17 protein-coding genes, 1 tRNA gene and 1 pseudogene are annotated in these 15162 nt (G+C 61.2%); 9 read left to right on the top strand and 10 right to left on the bottom strand.

Annotated features, from left to right (window positions below):
* Window positions 1–168 (top strand): bile acid:sodium symporter (locus B3605_RS12605; protein WP_296434330.1); only part of this gene is annotated, 168 nt, incomplete at its 5' end.
* A 79-nt stretch (window positions 169–247) separates the two neighbouring features.
* On the opposite strand, the gene B3605_RS12600 is transcribed toward B3605_RS12605, so the two are convergent.
* On the bottom strand, window positions 248–715 hold the full coding sequence (locus B3605_RS12600; RefSeq protein ID WP_018899772.1) for an Hsp20 family protein: 468 nt from the start codon (window positions 713–715) through the stop codon (window positions 248–250).
* Between the two features lie 472 nt (window positions 716–1187).
* On the opposite strand from B3605_RS12600, the gene B3605_RS12595 reads away from it, so the two are divergent.
* Both B3605_RS12595 and B3605_RS12590 read left to right on the top strand, forming a co-directional pair.
* Entirely contained in the window at window positions 1188–2162 is a 975-nt protein-coding gene (locus tag B3605_RS12595; protein WP_112945264.1) for an alpha/beta fold hydrolase, read from the top strand.
* Window positions 2163–2345: 183 nt separating this feature from the next.
* A pseudogene (locus B3605_RS12590) lies at window positions 2346–3104 on the top strand (cell wall hydrolase); the annotation flags it as partial.
* A gap of 435 nt (window positions 3105–3539) precedes the next feature.
* Here B3605_RS12590 and B3605_RS12585 read toward each other — a convergent pair.
* The 5 genes from B3605_RS12585 to B3605_RS12565 all read right to left on the bottom strand — a co-directional run bounded on the left by B3605_RS12585 (window position 3540) and on the right by B3605_RS12565 (window position 8431).
* Window positions 3540–5231: a methyl-accepting chemotaxis protein gene (locus B3605_RS12585; RefSeq protein ID WP_112945266.1), complete on the bottom strand. Its 1692-nt coding sequence runs from the start codon at window positions 5229–5231 to the stop codon at window positions 3540–3542.
* A gap of 268 nt (window positions 5232–5499) precedes the next feature.
* Window positions 5500–6273, bottom strand: a complete 774-nt coding sequence (gene hisN, locus B3605_RS12580) for a histidinol-phosphatase (protein WP_112945278.1) — start codon at window positions 6271–6273, stop codon at window positions 5500–5502.
* A 289-nt stretch (window positions 6274–6562) separates the two neighbouring features.
* On the bottom strand, window positions 6563–7222 hold the full coding sequence (locus B3605_RS12575) for a nucleotidyl transferase AbiEii/AbiGii toxin family protein (protein WP_112945267.1): 660 nt from the start codon (window positions 7220–7222) through the stop codon (window positions 6563–6565).
* Window positions 7219–7479, bottom strand: a complete 261-nt coding sequence (locus B3605_RS12570; protein ID WP_112945279.1) for a hypothetical protein — start codon at window positions 7477–7479, stop codon at window positions 7219–7221. The genes B3605_RS12575 and B3605_RS12570 overlap by 4 nt, the downstream gene beginning before the upstream one ends.
* A gap of 70 nt (window positions 7480–7549) precedes the next feature.
* Complete coding sequence (locus tag B3605_RS12565; RefSeq protein ID WP_111563404.1) at window positions 7550–8431, bottom strand: N-formylglutamate amidohydrolase; 882 nt, start codon at window positions 8429–8431, stop codon at window positions 7550–7552.
* A gap of 187 nt (window positions 8432–8618) precedes the next feature.
* On the opposite strand from B3605_RS12565, the gene cpdR1 reads away from it, so the two are divergent.
* The 3 genes from cpdR1 (at window position 8619) to B3605_RS12550 (ending at window position 9783) form a co-directional block, all read left to right on the top strand.
* Window positions 8619–8981 carry a response regulator CpdR1 gene (gene cpdR1, locus B3605_RS12560; protein WP_003542883.1) on the top strand — a complete coding sequence of 121 codons (363 nt, stop codon included), beginning with the start codon at window positions 8619–8621 and terminating at the stop codon, window positions 8979–8981.
* 83 nt (window positions 8982–9064) lie between these two features.
* A tRNA-Val gene (locus B3605_RS12555) sits at window positions 9065–9139 on the top strand.
* Between the two features lie 287 nt (window positions 9140–9426).
* Window positions 9427–9783 (top strand): hypothetical protein, encoded by a 357-nt coding sequence (locus tag B3605_RS12550; protein ID WP_112945268.1) that lies wholly within the window; start codon window positions 9427–9429, stop codon window positions 9781–9783.
* Between the two features lie 157 nt (window positions 9784–9940).
* Here the strand turns inward: B3605_RS12550 and B3605_RS12545 are convergent, their stop codons facing one another.
* A complete protein-coding gene (locus B3605_RS12545) occupies window positions 9941–10276 on the bottom strand; it encodes a hypothetical protein (RefSeq protein ID WP_018899779.1) in 336 nt (111 codons plus the stop codon).
* A gap of 219 nt (window positions 10277–10495) precedes the next feature.
* Here B3605_RS12545 and B3605_RS12540 point away from each other — a divergent pair, with 219 nt between their 5' ends.
* Window positions 10496–10975, top strand: a complete 480-nt coding sequence (locus B3605_RS12540) for a hypothetical protein (protein WP_112945269.1) — start codon at window positions 10496–10498, stop codon at window positions 10973–10975.
* 13 nt (window positions 10976–10988) lie between these two features.
* On the opposite strand, the gene B3605_RS12535 is transcribed toward B3605_RS12540, so the two are convergent.
* Window positions 10989–11744 carry a hypothetical protein gene (locus B3605_RS12535; protein ID WP_112945270.1) on the bottom strand — a complete coding sequence of 252 codons (756 nt, stop codon included), beginning with the start codon at window positions 11742–11744 and terminating at the stop codon, window positions 10989–10991.
* A 306-nt stretch (window positions 11745–12050) separates the two neighbouring features.
* Between B3605_RS12535 and B3605_RS12530 the strand changes: the two genes are divergently transcribed.
* Window positions 12051–12599: a dual specificity protein phosphatase family protein gene (locus B3605_RS12530; RefSeq protein ID WP_296434123.1), complete on the top strand. Its 549-nt coding sequence runs from the start codon at window positions 12051–12053 to the stop codon at window positions 12597–12599.
* Window positions 12600–12735: 136 nt separating this feature from the next.
* Here B3605_RS12530 and B3605_RS12525 read toward each other — a convergent pair whose 3' ends face one another.
* The gene (locus tag B3605_RS12525) at window positions 12736–12981 is read right to left on the bottom strand and encodes a hypothetical protein (RefSeq protein ID WP_112945272.1); all 246 of its coding nucleotides are present in this window, start codon (window positions 12979–12981) and stop codon (window positions 12736–12738) included.
* Window positions 12982–13426: 445 nt separating this feature from the next.
* Between B3605_RS12525 and B3605_RS12520 the strand changes: the two genes are divergently transcribed.
* Entirely contained in the window at window positions 13427–14542 is a 1116-nt protein-coding gene (locus B3605_RS12520; protein WP_112973936.1) for a DUF475 domain-containing protein, read from the top strand.
* 260 nt (window positions 14543–14802) lie between these two features.
* Here B3605_RS12520 and B3605_RS12515 read toward each other — a convergent pair whose 3' ends face one another.
* Complete coding sequence (locus tag B3605_RS12515) at window positions 14803–14970, bottom strand: hypothetical protein (RefSeq protein WP_183795166.1); 168 nt, start codon at window positions 14968–14970, stop codon at window positions 14803–14805.
* Window positions 14971–15162: the final 192 nt, after the last annotated feature.

The following is a 15162-nucleotide window of genomic DNA, read 5'->3' as shown; positions in this document are numbered from 1 at the left end:
ACCAACGTCATCTTCGCCGGCCAGGCAATCGGCGCCATCGTCCTGCCGCTGATGCTCTTCCACCAGATCCAGCTGATGGTCTGCGCCGTCATCGCCCAAAAATACGCCGCCGCCCACCGCCGCCGCATCACCGCCGCCGAAGTAGAGCAAGCCGCCAACCCGGCGTGACCCGACAACAAAAAAGCGGCGCCCCGTGAGGGACGCCGCCTTGTTGCCATATCCTGGGAGGGATTGGTTCGTTGGTGACTTAGTTGGTGACCTGAGCCTCGATGGCCTTCGGCGCGCTCACCGGCTCGGCGGCGATCGCGATCTTGCGGGGCTTCATGGCCTCGGGAATGCTGCGAAGAAGGTCGATGTGCAGCAGACCGTTCTTCAGCGAAGCAGCCGTCACCTCGACATGATCGGCAAGCTGGAAGCGACGCTCGAAGGTGCGCTTGGCGATTCCGCGATAGAGGAATTCGGAGCCTTCCGCATTGTCTTCATTCTTCTCGCCCTTGACGGTGAGAGCATGAGCCTGCGCTTCGATCGAAATTTCGGTTTCGTCGAAACCGGCGACGGCCATGGTGATGCGGTAGGTGTTTTCACCGGTGCGCTCGATATTGTAGGGCGGATAGGTCTGGCCCTGGTCGGGCTGGCCCAGGCTGTCGAGCATGGTGAAGAGACGGTCAAAACCGACGGTGGAACGATAGAGGGGAGAGAAGTCTACGTGACGCATGATGTCCTCCTGAGGAAGCGACTGATTGCGATAAATTGCCCCAAAAACCCCTTGATCGGCAGCTTCGGGACGGTTCCGCGGACCCGTTCTGGCGTCCGCTACCATGAGATGGGGATGGCTTTTTCGGACTTCAAGACCCTTTCTGAGAGGCGCCCACAACCACCGGAAATCCGCGGCCAGGCACCGTGAACCGCGCATGAACACCCGGTTCGGCATCCGTTCAGACGCACGGGCCTAATCATTGCGTCATCGGGTTACACTGGCTCGATGGCTGGAGTGTATCGTCCCTTCGTCTCCAGCCCGATCTCCGGCCGGCACTGCGCTCCCCTCAGGTCCCGCATGCCGGCCACTTTTTTGACCGGGCGCGGGCGACGCGCATCTCAAGAACGCTTTTTTCTTTGATTTGACAGGCCGATCGCCTATCCGCTTTACTTCAATCCCGAATCCTTTCGAAGGGCGCGCGCTGACGGCTATGGAACAGGTTCTGTTTTCGACACCCGGCAATCCGGTTCCGGAAAATCGCACGGAAGGCTACTTCGAGACGCATGACGGCCTGAAGCTGCGCTACGCCGTCTTCCGCTCCCAGGCCTCCGTTGCCAAGGGCACCGTCGTGCTTTTGCACGGCCGCAACGAATTCATCGAGAAATATTACGAGACGATCCGCGACCTTACCGACAAGGGCCTCTGGGTTGCCACCTTCGATCTGCGCGGCCAAGGCAATTCCGACCGCATGCTGAAGAAGCGTCATTACGGCCATGTCCGCCGCTTCGTCGATTACGAGCACGACCTCGATACCTTCCTCGAGAAAGTCGTACTGCCCGACACCCGTCTGCCCTTCTATCTATTGGCGCATTCGACCGGCGCGCTGATCGCGCTCTCGGCCGCTCCTTATCTCACGACGCGCATCGAGCGCATGGTGCTGACGGCGCCCTTCATCGGGCTCTCGGGCCAGGCAGCCTCCGCAGGCACGATCCGTTGGCTCGCATCCGCGGCCTGCGCGCTCGGTCTCGGGTCGCATCCGCTGTCGCGCAAGCTCAGGGAAAAACCGTTCCGCGACAATCCGCTGACATCGGACGAGGTCCGCTTCGAACGCAACGTCGCGATTGCTGAGGCAAATCCCGATCTGACCCTCGGACCGCCCACCGCGCGCTGGCTGGTTGAATCCTTCAAGACCATCGAGCGGGTCACCGCGCCGAACCATCTCTTTTCGATCACCATCCCGACCGTCGTGATAGCCCCGACGCGCGATACGATCGTGCCTTACATCGCCCAGGAGCGTCTCTCGCGCTATTTCCGCGCCGGTCAACTCGTGCCGATCAACGGCGCTCGTCACGAAGTGTTGCAGGAACGCGACGTCTACCGGCAGGCAGCGCTCGCCGCCTTCCACGCCTTCATTCCGGGCGCGGATGCCGAGGTTTCCGAGGAATTCGAGGGCTTCGGCACCTGAGCCGAAGCACCATTACCGAGGTCCGATCACCAGCGAGCGCTTCCGAAATCGCATGGTTCCGGCCGGCGCGATCACATTTTGAGACAAAAATGTAACGCGGTGTTTGAATTTTTACGATTGTAAGATAATAGTTACTCACTTTTTCGATAAGGGCTGAACTAATCACATAGGGGGCACCTGGCGTTGAGGGCGCATTACGTATTGGGACGATCTCTCTTCGGGATCATGATTGTGGGCTTAGCTGCCACGGGCTGCACCAGCACGCCAAAGACCACAGGCAGCATTCAGACGACCAAGCGTCTGCATACCGGCACGCCCGGTAAGGTCACCTACAATTACACGACGGAAGACCGAGCCTGCCTCAAGCGGGCGATGTATTTCGAATCGCTGCATTCCGACCACGACGGCTATATGGCTGTCGGCAGCGTCGTGATGAACCGTCTGACATCCCCGGCTTATCCCAAGTCCATTTGCGGCGTCGTTTCGCAGGCCAAGCAGTTCGCCCCCGGTGTCATGACCCGCGAGGTCAAGGCACAGGCGGAGCCAGATCTCAACGCTGCCGCCGACGCACTCCTGAAGGGTGAGCGCAATCCCGCCGTCAAGGAAGCCATGTTCTTCCATACCGACGGCATGAAGTTCCCCTACGACAACATGCACTACGTGACGGTTGCCGGCGGCAATGCCTTCTACGAGAAGCGCGGCGCCGATGGCGAGCTGCAGACCCCTTCGCCGCTCCCCGCCTACGAAGTCGCGATGAATTTCGTGCCCGCTCACAGCCAGATGGCGGCACAGTTCGAATTGCTGACGCCAGCCTCTTCGCCGGCCCGCGAGCCGATCCCGATGGCTGAAGGCGTTGTCGAAACCGCCTACGAAGCGCCGGAAAGCGTGCCCGTCCCGCAGGCCGCTCCCATGCAGACGACCGCCGAAGCGGTCCGCATGGAAGAGCCGCAGGTTCAGCAGGGACAGGTCCAGACCGCCCAACTGCAGCCGGCCCAAACGCAACAGCCGCAATTCCAGCAGGATCGGTTCCAGCAGGCCCAGCCGCAGCAGGCGCAGACCAAGCAGCAGCACGTGCTGCAGGTTCCGGTCCAGCAGGCCTACGTCCCGTCCGAACCCGCGCCGGCCGCCTTCGAGGCCGTTGCCTACACCGTGCCGACGGCAGTGGCTGTGCCGACGCCGCGCCCGACGGCCTTCGACACCGCCCGCATGCGCGGCGGCATCGGCGGCTAATCTCAGGCCTCACGAGACGATCGAACAAAAAAGGGTTCCAGCCTGCCGGCGGAACCCTTTTTCTTTGCTTGTCTGTCTGCCCGTCAGGCCGTCGGCCCTTCGCCCGCCCCAATGGCGCGTCATCGCCGACGCGCCAGATCGCGATCGTCAGGCTACTCTCGCCAGCGGCGCCACGCCGCGCGCGCTTCGCTCGTCGCCGACCTTGAACTGGCCGATCAGCTCGAACAGCGCGCTCGCCTCTGCCGCCAGCTTGCGGCTCGCCGACGCGGTCTGCTCGACCATCGCCGCATTGCGTTGCGTGTCCTGATCCATCGACATCACGGCCTCGTTGATCTGGCCCAGAGCCTGCGATTGCTCGCGCGCCGCCACGACGATGCCGGAGACATTGTCGTGCACCTGCACCACCCGCGACGCGATCGCCTCCAGCGCCGCACCGGTCTTGTCCACGAGCGCCACCCCGTCGCGAACCGAGGCTTCGCTGTCATGGATCAGCGCCTTGATTTCCTTGGCCGCATCGGCCGAACGCTGCGCCAGCTGCCGCACTTCCTGCGCTACGACCGCGAACCCCTTGCCCGCTTCACCGGCCCGCGCCGCCTCGACGCCGGCATTCAGCGCCAGAAGATTGGTCTGGAAGGCGATATCGTCGATGACGCTGACGATGCCGGCGATCTGGGTCGAGGAACGCTCGATCCGCGCCATGGCGTCCACCGTCTGCCTGACGACATCGGCGGAATCCTGCGCGCTCTTCGTGGTGTCGTCGACCAATCGACCCGCATCCGCCGCCCGGCGCGCCGAATCCGAAACGGTGGTGGAAATCTCGGTCACCGCCGCTGCTGTCTCTTCCACGGACGAAGCCTGCGATTCCGAACGGCGGGCAAGATCGTCGGACGCAGCACTGATCTCGCGCGTTCCCGATGCGATCTGCGTCGCGTTCCTGGCAATCGCCTGCATTGCCGCCCGCAGCCGGCCGATCGAGGAGTTGTAATCGGTGCGCAGCGTCTCCAGCGAGGCGATGAAGGGCTTTTCGATCGTCTGGTCCAGATCGCCATCCGCCATCGCCTGCAGGCCGACGGCGAGCTCGTTGACCGCCCGCACCCGCTCGCTGACATCGGTCGCGAACTTCACGACTTTGAACACCTTGCCGCTCATGTCGAAGATCGGGTTGTAGGAGGCCTGGATGAACACCTTGCGGCCGCCCTTGCCGATACGCGCGAACTCGTCGGCGGCGAACTGCCCGGCCGCCAGGCTGCGCCAAAACTCTCTATACGCCGCGCTATCAGCATAGGCGGGATCACAGAACATCGAATGATGCCGGCCGCGGATTTCCTCCAGCGTATAGCCGAGCGTCTTCAGAAAATTCTCGTTGGCCGTCAGGATATGGCCGTCGGGCGTGAACTCGATCGTCGCCTGCGCGCGAGAGAGCGCATCGAGCTTGCCAGCATCTTCCGCACTCTTCAGCTTCGTATCGGTAATGACGGTGGCGAACTTCACGACCTTGTAGGGCGTGCTGCCCTTGAAGACCGGATTGTAGGACGCTTCGATCCACACTTCGCGCCCGCCCTTGCCGATGCGCTTGTACTGCCGGCGATCGAACTCGCCCTTGTTCAATTGCTTCCAGAAGGCGGCATAGTCCGCGCTCTTCGCCTCTTCGGGCTCCACGAACATGCTGTGGGGTCGTCCAACAATTTCGTCGAGACGATAGCCCATCGCCTGACAGAAGTTCTCGTTGGCGAAGAGAATATTGCCTGCCATGTCGAATTCGATCACGGCCTGCGAACGGCTGACGGCATCAAGAACGGCCTTGGCGCCGGCTGCCGATCCGAAAGAAAAGAGCTGCATTATAATTTGCCTCAAAAACTGAAATGCGGACCGCCGGAAGGCAAGGATCCAAATACATTCATTTCAGCGGCAAGATTTGCAGCGAAGTCTTTCTGTTCGATTAATATTCACCCCTTGCGAGCACCTTGCAAGGCAAGTAACCGCATGTTTTTACAAACGAACAACCGATGGGAGATTGCGTCGATCGGCGAACAACCAATGCTATTGAACATAGACTACATCTAACAAAACCAGACCTGATGCCGTCCGCCTTTGTACAACCCTTGCTTTAGCGCCGCAGGATCGCCACCGCCGCATCATAGACCGCCTGACTGCCGGCGGCGATGATCGAACCGCCATTCTCCGGCCGGCCGCCATCCCATGTGGTAATGATGCCGCCGGCCTTCTCGATGACGGGAATGATGCCGCCGACGTCGTAGGGCTTCAGGCCGTTTTCGACGACGAGATCGATATGCCCGGCCGCCAGAAGCGCATAGGCGTAGCAATCGGTGCCATAGCGGAAGAGCCGCACCTGGCTTTCGATCTCGCGATACCGATCCATCTCGGTGCCGGCGAAGAGATGCGGCGAGGTGGTGAACAGGATTGCATCGGAAAGCCCGGCGCAATCACGCGCCTGAAGCTTCCGCTCGCCCTCGGGACCGGTGTAATAGGAGCCGCTCTCATCGGCGAAATAGCGCTCACCGGTAAACGGCTGCTCGATCATCCCCATGATCGCCCGGCCGTTCCTGTAGAGCCCGATCAGTGTCCCCCAAACAGGAACGCCGGAGATGAACGCCCGCGTGCCGTCGATCGGGTCGATCACCCAGACATGCTCGCGGTCGAGCCCGACATTGCCGAACTCCTCGCCAAGAATGCCATGCTCGGGAAAATGCTGTTCGATCAGCGCCCGGATCGCCACTTCGGCCGCACGGTCGCCCTCGGTGACGGGGTCGAAGCCGGATGCAAGCTTGTTCGTCACGCCGGTCCCGGAGCGAAACCGCGGCAGCGTCTCGGCCTTGGCGGCTTCCGCAAGGCGATTGAAGAAGGTGCGATCAGGAAACATGAGGGACATCCGTGTGAGACTGTCGATGCCGCTTTCCATAGCCGAAAAGGCTCATTTTGCAAACGCAAGCAGCAACTTTTAGCCGGCTGCACATATTTTGCGCACCGCAATAAAATGATTGACAATTGTGCACTGCAATAGTAGCGTCTCCCTACAGTCTTCTGACTGTAAATACCCTCCTTGGGTGTTTCCTCCCTAGACTTGGACCGCCGCAAGGCGGTCTTTTTTTGTCGGGTTGGAATGGCAACCAAGAGGAACGGCTGAAGTCCGCAACTCTGACGCGGAAAAGCTACACCATCTTCAAGACAGTATTAGTACGCTGCATCGCCGTCGCCGCGACATGCTGAAACGCCGGCCGGATCATCAGTTGAGCGATGGCAGTCGAGACGAAGTCGGCATTGAGCCCGGCGATCGCTGACAACGTTGCCTCGACATGCGGGCGATAACGCCGAAGCTCCTCAACGAGCTCGCGCTCATGGCTCTCGGCAGCGGCGGCAATGTCAAAAATGTCACGAGGTCGAATGGACGCTCCGCGATAATAGATCTTCTTGGCAACGATCTCGGGCACCGTCTCCAGAAGTACATCCAAATTCTCGACGGAGGCCCGAGCATAGGGAACGGACGTCAGCCCTTGAGCGACGATAAAATCGATCTCTCCGACGCCATTGAAGGCGAACTTCTGGAACTTGACGCCATCTCCTTCATACCCGTCGGGAAAGACATCGAACTTCAATTCGGCTTTCGCGGGATCGAGATAGCCCAGCAACTGGGCATCTGCCAGAAAAATATCGACGTCATGGCTGTCACGATGCTCGATCTGCAGCATCATCGCGGTGCCACCACCGAAGGACCACTCGTCGATAATAGGATAGGCGCGATTGACCTGATCGATCAGGCTTGTCGCGATGCGGAAAAGCCGCCTCCAATCCGGAGCGCCGCCGATCGTCACGCCGCCAACGGATAGGTTTCGCCGGAATAGACGGAGAACGCCCTGGCGGCCTCCACCAATTCAGGCAGCGAAATGCCGACCGAGGCTGCGAACGCCGCCTGCAGCTGCGGGGTCACTTCCGCGAAGAAGGACGACATGTGGCCGGGTACGGTCTTCGCCTCATCCATATGCGACAGATAAAACGCCAGCTCAGCGGCCGTCAGCTTGCGCCCGTAAGGCGCATTGACAGTCCCCAAAACCGTAGCTGCGATATCCATCGTCACCACCATTGACCGATAGCCAAAAATAGAGCCAGCCGGACCCAGCGTCAACGCGCGCGAAAACCGCCTATTCCGCCGCCAGCGCCGTATCGCCGGCGAACTTGGCGACGTAGTCGGCCATCTGGCGCATGAAGGACGTGATCGCGGCGGCCACGAGCGGGAAATCGGCGCGGCGCTCGAGGGTTACCTCGTCGACATAGATCGAGCGATTAACCTCGATCTGCAGCGCGTGCAGGCCGCGCGAGGGGCGGCCATAATGCTCGGTGATAAAGCCGCCAGCATAGGGCTTGTTGCGGATCGCGGCAAAGCCCATCTCCTCGAAGATGCTGACGGCCATGCGCGACAGCTCGGCCGAGGCGCTTGTGCCATAGCGGTCACCGATGATGAAATCCGGCCGCGACGTCGCACCCGCGACGCGAATATTACCCGGCATCGAGTGGCAGTCGATCAAAACACCGAAACCGAACTGCACATGCGTGCGCGCGATCAGGCGGCGCAGCGCAGCGTGATAGGGCTTGTAGACCGCCTCGATCCGATCGAGCGCCTCCTGCACCGGCAGGCGACGCGCGTAGATCTCCATGTTTTCGGCGACGATCCTGGGGATAGTGCCGAGACCGCCCGCCACGCGCAGCGAATTGATATTGGCGTATGAAGGCAGGAGCCCGTCGAACATGCGCGGATCGAGCTCGTAGGGCTCGCGGTTCACGTCGAGATAGGCGCGCGGAAAATTGGCGAGAAGCAGCGGCGCACCGAGCGCGCCGGCCGCCGAAAACAGCTCGTCGACATAATGGTCTTCCGAGCGGCGGATCGAAATCCCCTGCAATCTGGATTGCGCGATGAATTCGGGCGGATAGATGCGGCCGCTATGAGGGGAGTTGTAGACGAATGGAATGGTATGCGACGCGGGTTCCCGTATCTCAAAAAGCTCGTACGCGGGAATCTCGTCCACCTGTTTCCCTCTTAACCATGCTGGCAGGCAGCTATCTTGCCCATGTTGCCAGTTGAAGGCCGCCAAGTCCATACTATCTCATGGGGATGACGCTTTGCACAGGCGCTTCACCGGTTGTTTACCGGCCGAAATCTAGTGTAAATGACCAATACTCACGCATAAATTCCACTGATCAGCGGTCTGGATAATGACTCAGAAGATACTTCTTGCAGAAGACGACAACGACATGCGCCGCTTCCTTGTGAAGGCGCTCGAAAAGGCAGGCTACAAGGTCCTGTCCTACGACAACGGCGCCAGCGCATACGACCGCCTTCGCGAAGAACCCTTTTCCCTTCTTCTCACCGATATCGTCATGCCCGAAATGGACGGCATCGAGCTGGCGCGCCGCGCCACCGAACTCGATCCCGACCTCAAGGTGATGTTCATCACCGGTTTTGCGGCCGTGGCACTCAATCCTGATTCGAAGGCACCGAAGGACGCGAAGGTCCTTTCCAAGCCTTTCCACCTCCGCGACCTCGTTGACGAAGTCAATAAAATGCTTGCGGCCTAAGGGTTCTGTGGGCGCATGTCACAAATCTGAAAAAGGCCTATTGACGGCCAAATAGGTTTGTGGTCTATGCGCCGACATCGGATGGGCGTGTAGCTCAGCGGGAGAGCACTACGTTGACATCGTAGGGGTCACAGGTTCAATCCCTGTCACGCCCACCATCCAGATTAGACTGAATAGTCAAGGGCTTAGCGAGAAATCGCTGAGCCCTTATTCATTTCGGCAACCGGCGATCCAAAGCGCCCAATCGACGTGCCGTCGGCGAAATTATATTTCACGAGGCGATGCGGCCCGCGCCGATCCGCCAACCGCGACCGGCCCCGACCCACTCGCTTCAAGACCTATCCACACCCCAACCTCGTTCAGAATCCATTAAGCCAACCAATGCCATCTTCTGGGCATGTTGAGTGGCTATCGAGCCTCTCGATCTTAACGGAGACGCATGCGAATGAAGAAAATGGCTCTGTACGCCGTGGTTGCCGCAACCACGTTCAGCAGCGTCCTGGCGACCACCGCGCCGGCAATGGCGCAGTATTACGACCGTCGCCCGCCGGGCTATGGCTACCGCGACCAGCCGCCACCACCGCGCCGCCACCACCACAATGATGGCGCCGTCATCGCCGGTGGTCTTGCGGCTGGCGTTATCGGCGGCCTGATTGGCGGCGCGATTGCCAACGGCAATTCCGGCCCGCGCTATATCGACCCGCCACCGCCGCCCCCGCCGCGTTGCTGGTTCGAGGACCGCCAGGTGCAGAACGCCTATGACGGCGGCTATCACATGGAAAGCATCCGCGTCTGCCGCTAACGATATCGGGCATTGTGCCGGACACCGCAGCAGCAACCACCGCCCCGGTCTCCGGGGCGTTTTGCTGTCGGGCATCGCGCAAGCCAGGCGCTGAAACGAAAAGAGGCCCGGCGGATGGGCCGGACCTCTTCATGTCGAGCGAACTGCTTACGAACGCTTATTCGTGGATCGTATAGGAGCCCATTTCGCAGAGGTTCTGCGTGTCGGTGGTCGTGTCGAGGTTGGAGCCTTCCTCGAACTCGAACTTCATGTCGTATTTGCAGACGTCGCGGCCGTCGCCGATGGTGATGTCCATGCTCTCACCCGGGTTCAGCACCTGCTTGCCGAAGACGTCGTCTTCCCACTCGTTGACGCCAACGGGCGAGGTGTAGAAATTGGTGAGCACCGAGTTGGTGCCGTTCTTCAGCGTGAAGACCAGGTCTTCCGCGTGCGAGACGCCTGCGAATGCCAGGAATGCGATGGCGGAGACCGCCGACAGCGTGATGTTTCTCATGTTTCCCCTCAAAACGCCCCACACGGGGCGGCGAAGGTCTTATTACCGGATGAGCATATGTAAAAGCGGCGTCGCAAGCCATTTCTGGTGGCTTTTCTTGGGCTGCGAAGTTGTGCGCCATGACATTGAAAGTCTAGCGTGCTGACCAATTTCGAACACAGTAGAATGTCATGGCCTCGGTGCTGTGGCGACACGCTTTAGGCATGACGAGGTATTGAAATGAAACTGGTAATCCTGACCGCCGGCGCACTTCTGTCGGCATCGATCGCGCAGGCAGCGGGCACGGCACAGCAGAATTTCCCAGGCGCGCCTGGCGCGCTGACGCTGGCCGGACGCTGCAGCAAGCTCGTCGTCGGCAAGGTCGATGTCTCCAAGCCCTGCCAGAACGAGATCGCCAGCGTCACGCTGGTCAACGGCCAGGTCACCCTGATCTTCACCGCCGAGGGCAAGATGCTCGGCTTCCAGGGCGACGGCACCAAGATCAAGGCCGCATCAGCAGGCAATGTCACGCTGCCGCTCGATATGGTCGTGACGGGCGCGGGCCAGAAAATGACCGGCCAGGTCAAGGTCTCGGGAAGCTGCACGCTCGGCAACCCCTATGACGGCAAGCCGGTCGCGATCGAATGCAGCGCCAAGAGCACCGACACGGCCTTCTCCGCGGTCTTCAAGACCAACGGCAAGGCACCGAAGCAGAAGTAGGTTTAAACGAGCCTCAGGCGCACCAGGCGCCCTTCCCTGGCTTGCGCGCCAAGCCTTCGTCCACCAGCTGCGCGCCGATCGAGCGACCGTCGCGCGAGATGACGCGGGGAGCGGCCCCCTTGTCGAGCTGGCCGGCGGCGTTCATCGAGAACGATCCGGCATTCAGAAGGTTGAGCAGCCGGAGCTTGGCCGCGAAGCCCGCCTTGCGCTCCCCGTCGCAGCGCGCATTGTCGATGCCGGGGCTGACGATATCGGCGATGACGATCTTCTCACCCTTGTACCAGAAGGTGCTGCCGTCGGCGACGCAGTTGATATGCTCGCCCTGCCCGCAATAGCCGAAGGCAGCCTTGGCGGATTGCGTCTGCGCCGGTGAAATAGACGCTGGCGAGATGGACGCCGGCTCCGCCTTTTCCGCGACAGGCCCCTTGGACGACGGGATCGGTACGGCGGCCGGAGGAATGATCTTCGAGACCGGCGCGATCGACGCCGTCTGCCTCGGTCCCGTATCCCGGCTCGTATCCTTGATGGCCTCACGCACCGCATCGCGCTCGCGTGTGTTCTTCGCCACGCTGACCGGCCGCGAGACTGATGGCGAAGGCGCATGCGAGGCGAGCATCGGCTTCACGCTCTTCCAGTTGTCGTAGACGGCGATGCCGCCGAAGGCGAGCGCACCCACGACCACCCAGGGAAGCGGGCTTCCGCCTCCGCTCTTCCTCGCTCCCGCCCGCGAGCGTGTCGATGTCTTGCGGCGTGTCGCTGTCTTGGCCATGGCGTCCCGATTCCCGTGATGGCCGATTATCGCCGCGCAATCCTTTCCGAAAGGTTGGCAAGCACCATTTGCCCCCGGCTAGTTTCGTCTGCCAGATTCCCGGCAAACTTCGCTTGCTCCGGCCGCCACATCATCGCGCCATTTGCCCGCTACAGCCTCCGCTCACATTTGATTGAAGGCGCCGGTCGCCGAAATCGCTGGCATGGCCTGACCCCGCTCCCCATCTGAGCCGTGATCGCTGCGACAGCGATGATGGAAAAGCCACGATGGCTGCTGAGAAGAAGTAAACGCATGACGCGACGATATATGAGATTTCTGAAATGGCCCGCGGGTCTCGCGCTCGGCGCGGTGCTCTTGGTCCTAGGCCATGCCGGCATCGGCCAGCTCACCGGAAATTTCCACGAAGTCATCCCCGGCGAGCTTTATCGCTCCGCCCAGCCGAGCGGCTCCGACATCGCCACCTATGCCGACACCTACGGCATCAAGACGATCGTCAACCTGCGCGACGAGGAGCGCACCGACTGGTACCGCAATGAGGCGGCCGCCGCGCAGAAGGCCGGCATCACCCTGATCGATTTCCCGATGTCCTCGTCGAAGCTGTTGTCGATCCCAGAGGCCGAGCGCCTCGCCAAGCTGATGGCCGATGCGCCAAAACCGCTCCTCATCCATTGCGAACACGGCGCCAATCGCACGGGCCTTGCCTCCGCGATCTATGTCGGCGCCGTCGGCAAGCTCAGCGAGGCCTTCGCCGAATTCCAGCTCAGCCCCTGGTTCGGCCACTTCGCCATCCCCGGCATCGGCCGCTACGAACTCACCCGCTCCTGGGACGCCTTCGAGGAAACGATCGGGTTTTGACGCGTACCGAGTGTGGCGCCTTCGGCGCCGCGCACGGCAATCCCCCGGATCGCCCGCCATTCGCTTTCATGCTTCATGGTCAGGTCGGCGGGCACGGTATTTACGGTCATCTATCTCTCTCGCTATCGGCTGGAATTCAGTTCTTCGCGTCGCCCTTGTCGTCGCTCGTGATTGGCCCCTCGCGCGACAAATCTCCGCCCGTCACATGCGCGGGCACGTGGATGTCATGGTGAACGCCCGGCGTCAGCGTCAGGTCCACCTGGTGCGGCGGCATCACCTGGGCGGTCTTCATCCGGTTCGGCTTTGCCCGCTTCATGCGGTCGGCCGCCTGGGTGCGCTTGTCGGGAATATGGGTGTCTGGAACGTGGCTGTGGGTCGGCATGGTCGTCCTCTCCCTTGTCGTTACACTCTTCGCTTTACACTGGCGCCGTTTCCCGACCGCACACCGAGCGCGCCGCGACCGAAGTCGGCGGCCCATCGGCGACACATCTGTCGGGCAACTGGAGACCTAACGACCAAAGGCCCGGATGGTTCCCGAGAAAAGCGATTGCGCGCTCCAGCCCGATCTTGACTGAGCCGCGAACTTGACTATCTCTGTGAACATCCCGCGGCCTCAGACATCGGCCGATGGGCAACCTGGTGCCGGGCCCCTCTGGCGAGAGTTTTTACGGCGCTCTCGTGATGTCGGTACCGCCTGCAAATAAGCCGGCGGATTTTCATTCGATGAAAAAGCACACCATGCCTTACGCGCATGCCCGTTGTGGTATGTCGCGTTTCTTCAGCGTATCCACGCTCTCAAACAGCGCTGACAGTGGGGAGGTTCGCTCATGAGCACCCCCACCAAGACGAAGTCGACACTCAGCTACTTCACCTGGTCCTTCATCGTCACGGCCGTGGGCCTAGCGCTCGGCGCAGCCCTCGGCTGGCAGACGACCGGCACCATTGGCGGCATGGCGACCGTCTTCTTCATTTGTACGGTGCTTGCCGTGCTCGAAATCTCGCTCTCCTTCGACAACGCCATCGTCAACGCCAACAAGCTGAAGGAGATGACGCCGGAATGGCAGCATCGCTTTCTGACCTGGGGCATCGTCATCGCCGTCTTCGGCATGCGCATCGTCTTCCCGCTGGCGATCGTCGCCATCGCGGCTCAGATCGGCCCATGGGAAGCGCTGGTTCTCGCCGCCCGCGAGCCTGCCGAATACGCCCGCATCATGAACGACGCGCATCTGCCGATCGCAGCCTTCGGCGGCACCTTCCTGATGATGGTCGGCCTCAACTACTTCTTCAACCACGAGAAGGAGGTGCACTGGATCGCGGGCCTCGAACGCATGATGGCCCGCTCGGCCACCATCAAGGGCATCGAGATCGCCTTCGTGCTGGCCCTCATCCTGGTCTTCTCCTCCTTCCTGCCGGAAGCGGAAGCCAGCACCTTCGTCCATAGCGCCATCTATGGTCTTCTGACCTTCCTCGCGGTCGAGGTGGTGGGCGGCCTGCTCGATGCCTCGCAAAAGACGATGAGCGCCGCCGCCAAGGGTGGCCTCGGCGCCTTCATCTATCTCGAAGTGCTCGATGCCAGCTTCTCCTTCGACGGCGTCATCGGCGCCTTCGCGCTGACGCAGAACCTCTTCGTCATCGCCATCGGCCTCGGCATCGGCGCCATGTATGTCCGCTCCATGACGATCATGCTGGTGGAAAAGGGAACGCTTGCCGAATACCGCTATCTCGAGCACGGCGCCTTCTACGCCATCCTGATCCTCTCGGTGATCATGTATGTGCAGACGCTGTATCACATCCCCGAAGTCATCACGGGGCTGGGCGGCGCAACCCTGATCGGCATCTCGCTCTGGTCCTCCATCCGCTACAACAGGAAGGAACAGGCCGAAGAGCAGGCGCACAATGAGACGCATGCGCAGAAAGAGCAGCAGGTTCAGGCTCAGACCTGAGCTGAGCGCTCCTGACGACTGGCAAGCGGCCACATCGTCCTCACCCTCATCCCGGCCTTGTGCCGGGATCCAGCAGCGTCGCGTCCGCGACGCGGTAGACTCTTTTCAACCCAAGGACTTGGGTTGGCTGGATCCCCGCCACGAGGGCGAGGATGAGGGAGAGAATGCGGCGGCCGTCTCGGACAAAAATAAAGCCCGCGACCGAAAGGTTGCGGGCTGTTTCATTTCGGGCGGTCAAAGACCGCCTGTTAATTCCAGGCTTAGTGATTGATGCGGCCGAACAGGCTCGGATCGATCCCGAGCCTGTTGAGATCGCGCTCGCGTGGGCGGCGGCCGGATTGGACGGCGGCGCTGGCGGCATTCGCGGCACCGATCATCGCAAAGGCGCGGCCAAGCAAGCCATCGCGAATGGACTGACGGAAGGACATTGTCTTTCTTTCTCTAGCATATGATTGACTGCTCACATATGGGCGCACGAGGCGGGAACCACAACCGCCGGGATTTCAACCCAGCCATGCGGGAATGGGTGTGCGGATAGCGTCGATAGCCCCAAAAAGCGCGACCCAGCGCGTGGCCCCCTCACCCTACCCTCTCCCCGCCGGAAGCCGTTGCAAAATACG

Source organism: Rhizobium sp. UBA1881, assembly GCF_002338015.1.
Taxonomy (GTDB): domain Bacteria; phylum Pseudomonadota; class Alphaproteobacteria; order Rhizobiales; family Rhizobiaceae; genus Rhizobium.
The sequence above is the reverse complement of the archived record's forward strand: the minus strand, read 5'-3'. Positions and strand labels throughout refer to the sequence as shown.

Coding starts and splice junctions, on each gene's coding strand:
- B3605_RS12550 (WP_112945268.1), top strand. CDS start 9,427: ATGAAGAAAATGGCTCTGTACGCCGTGGTTGCCGCAACCACGTTCAGC.
- B3605_RS12525 (WP_112945272.1), bottom strand. CDS start 12,981: ATGCCGACCCACAGCCACGTTCCAGACACCCATATTCCCGACAAGCGC.
- B3605_RS12600 (WP_018899772.1), bottom strand. CDS start 715: ATGCGTCACGTAGACTTCTCTCCCCTCTATCGTTCCACCGTCGGTTTT.
- B3605_RS12530 (WP_296434123.1), top strand. CDS start 12,051: ATGAGATTTCTGAAATGGCCCGCGGGTCTCGCGCTCGGCGCGGTGCTC.
- B3605_RS12545 (WP_018899779.1), bottom strand. CDS start 10,276: ATGAGAAACATCACGCTGTCGGCGGTCTCCGCCATCGCATTCCTGGCA.
- cpdR1 (WP_003542883.1), top strand. CDS start 8,619: ATGACTCAGAAGATACTTCTTGCAGAAGACGACAACGACATGCGCCGC.
- B3605_RS12535 (WP_112945270.1), bottom strand. CDS start 11,744: ATGGCCAAGACAGCGACACGCCGCAAGACATCGACACGCTCGCGGGCG.
- B3605_RS12515 (WP_183795166.1), bottom strand. CDS start 14,970: ATGTCCTTCCGTCAGTCCATTCGCGATGGCTTGCTTGGCCGCGCCTTT.
- B3605_RS12595 (WP_112945264.1), top strand. CDS start 1,188: ATGGAACAGGTTCTGTTTTCGACACCCGGCAATCCGGTTCCGGAAAAT.
- B3605_RS12585 (WP_112945266.1), bottom strand. CDS start 5,231: ATGCAGCTCTTTTCTTTCGGATCGGCAGCCGGCGCCAAGGCCGTTCTT.
- B3605_RS12570 (WP_112945279.1), bottom strand. CDS start 7,479: ATGGATATCGCAGCTACGGTTTTGGGGACTGTCAATGCGCCTTACGGG.
- B3605_RS12520 (WP_112973936.1), top strand. CDS start 13,427: ATGAGCACCCCCACCAAGACGAAGTCGACACTCAGCTACTTCACCTGG.
- hisN (WP_112945278.1), bottom strand. CDS start 6,273: ATGTTTCCTGATCGCACCTTCTTCAATCGCCTTGCGGAAGCCGCCAAG.
- B3605_RS12540 (WP_112945269.1), top strand. CDS start 10,496: ATGAAACTGGTAATCCTGACCGCCGGCGCACTTCTGTCGGCATCGATC.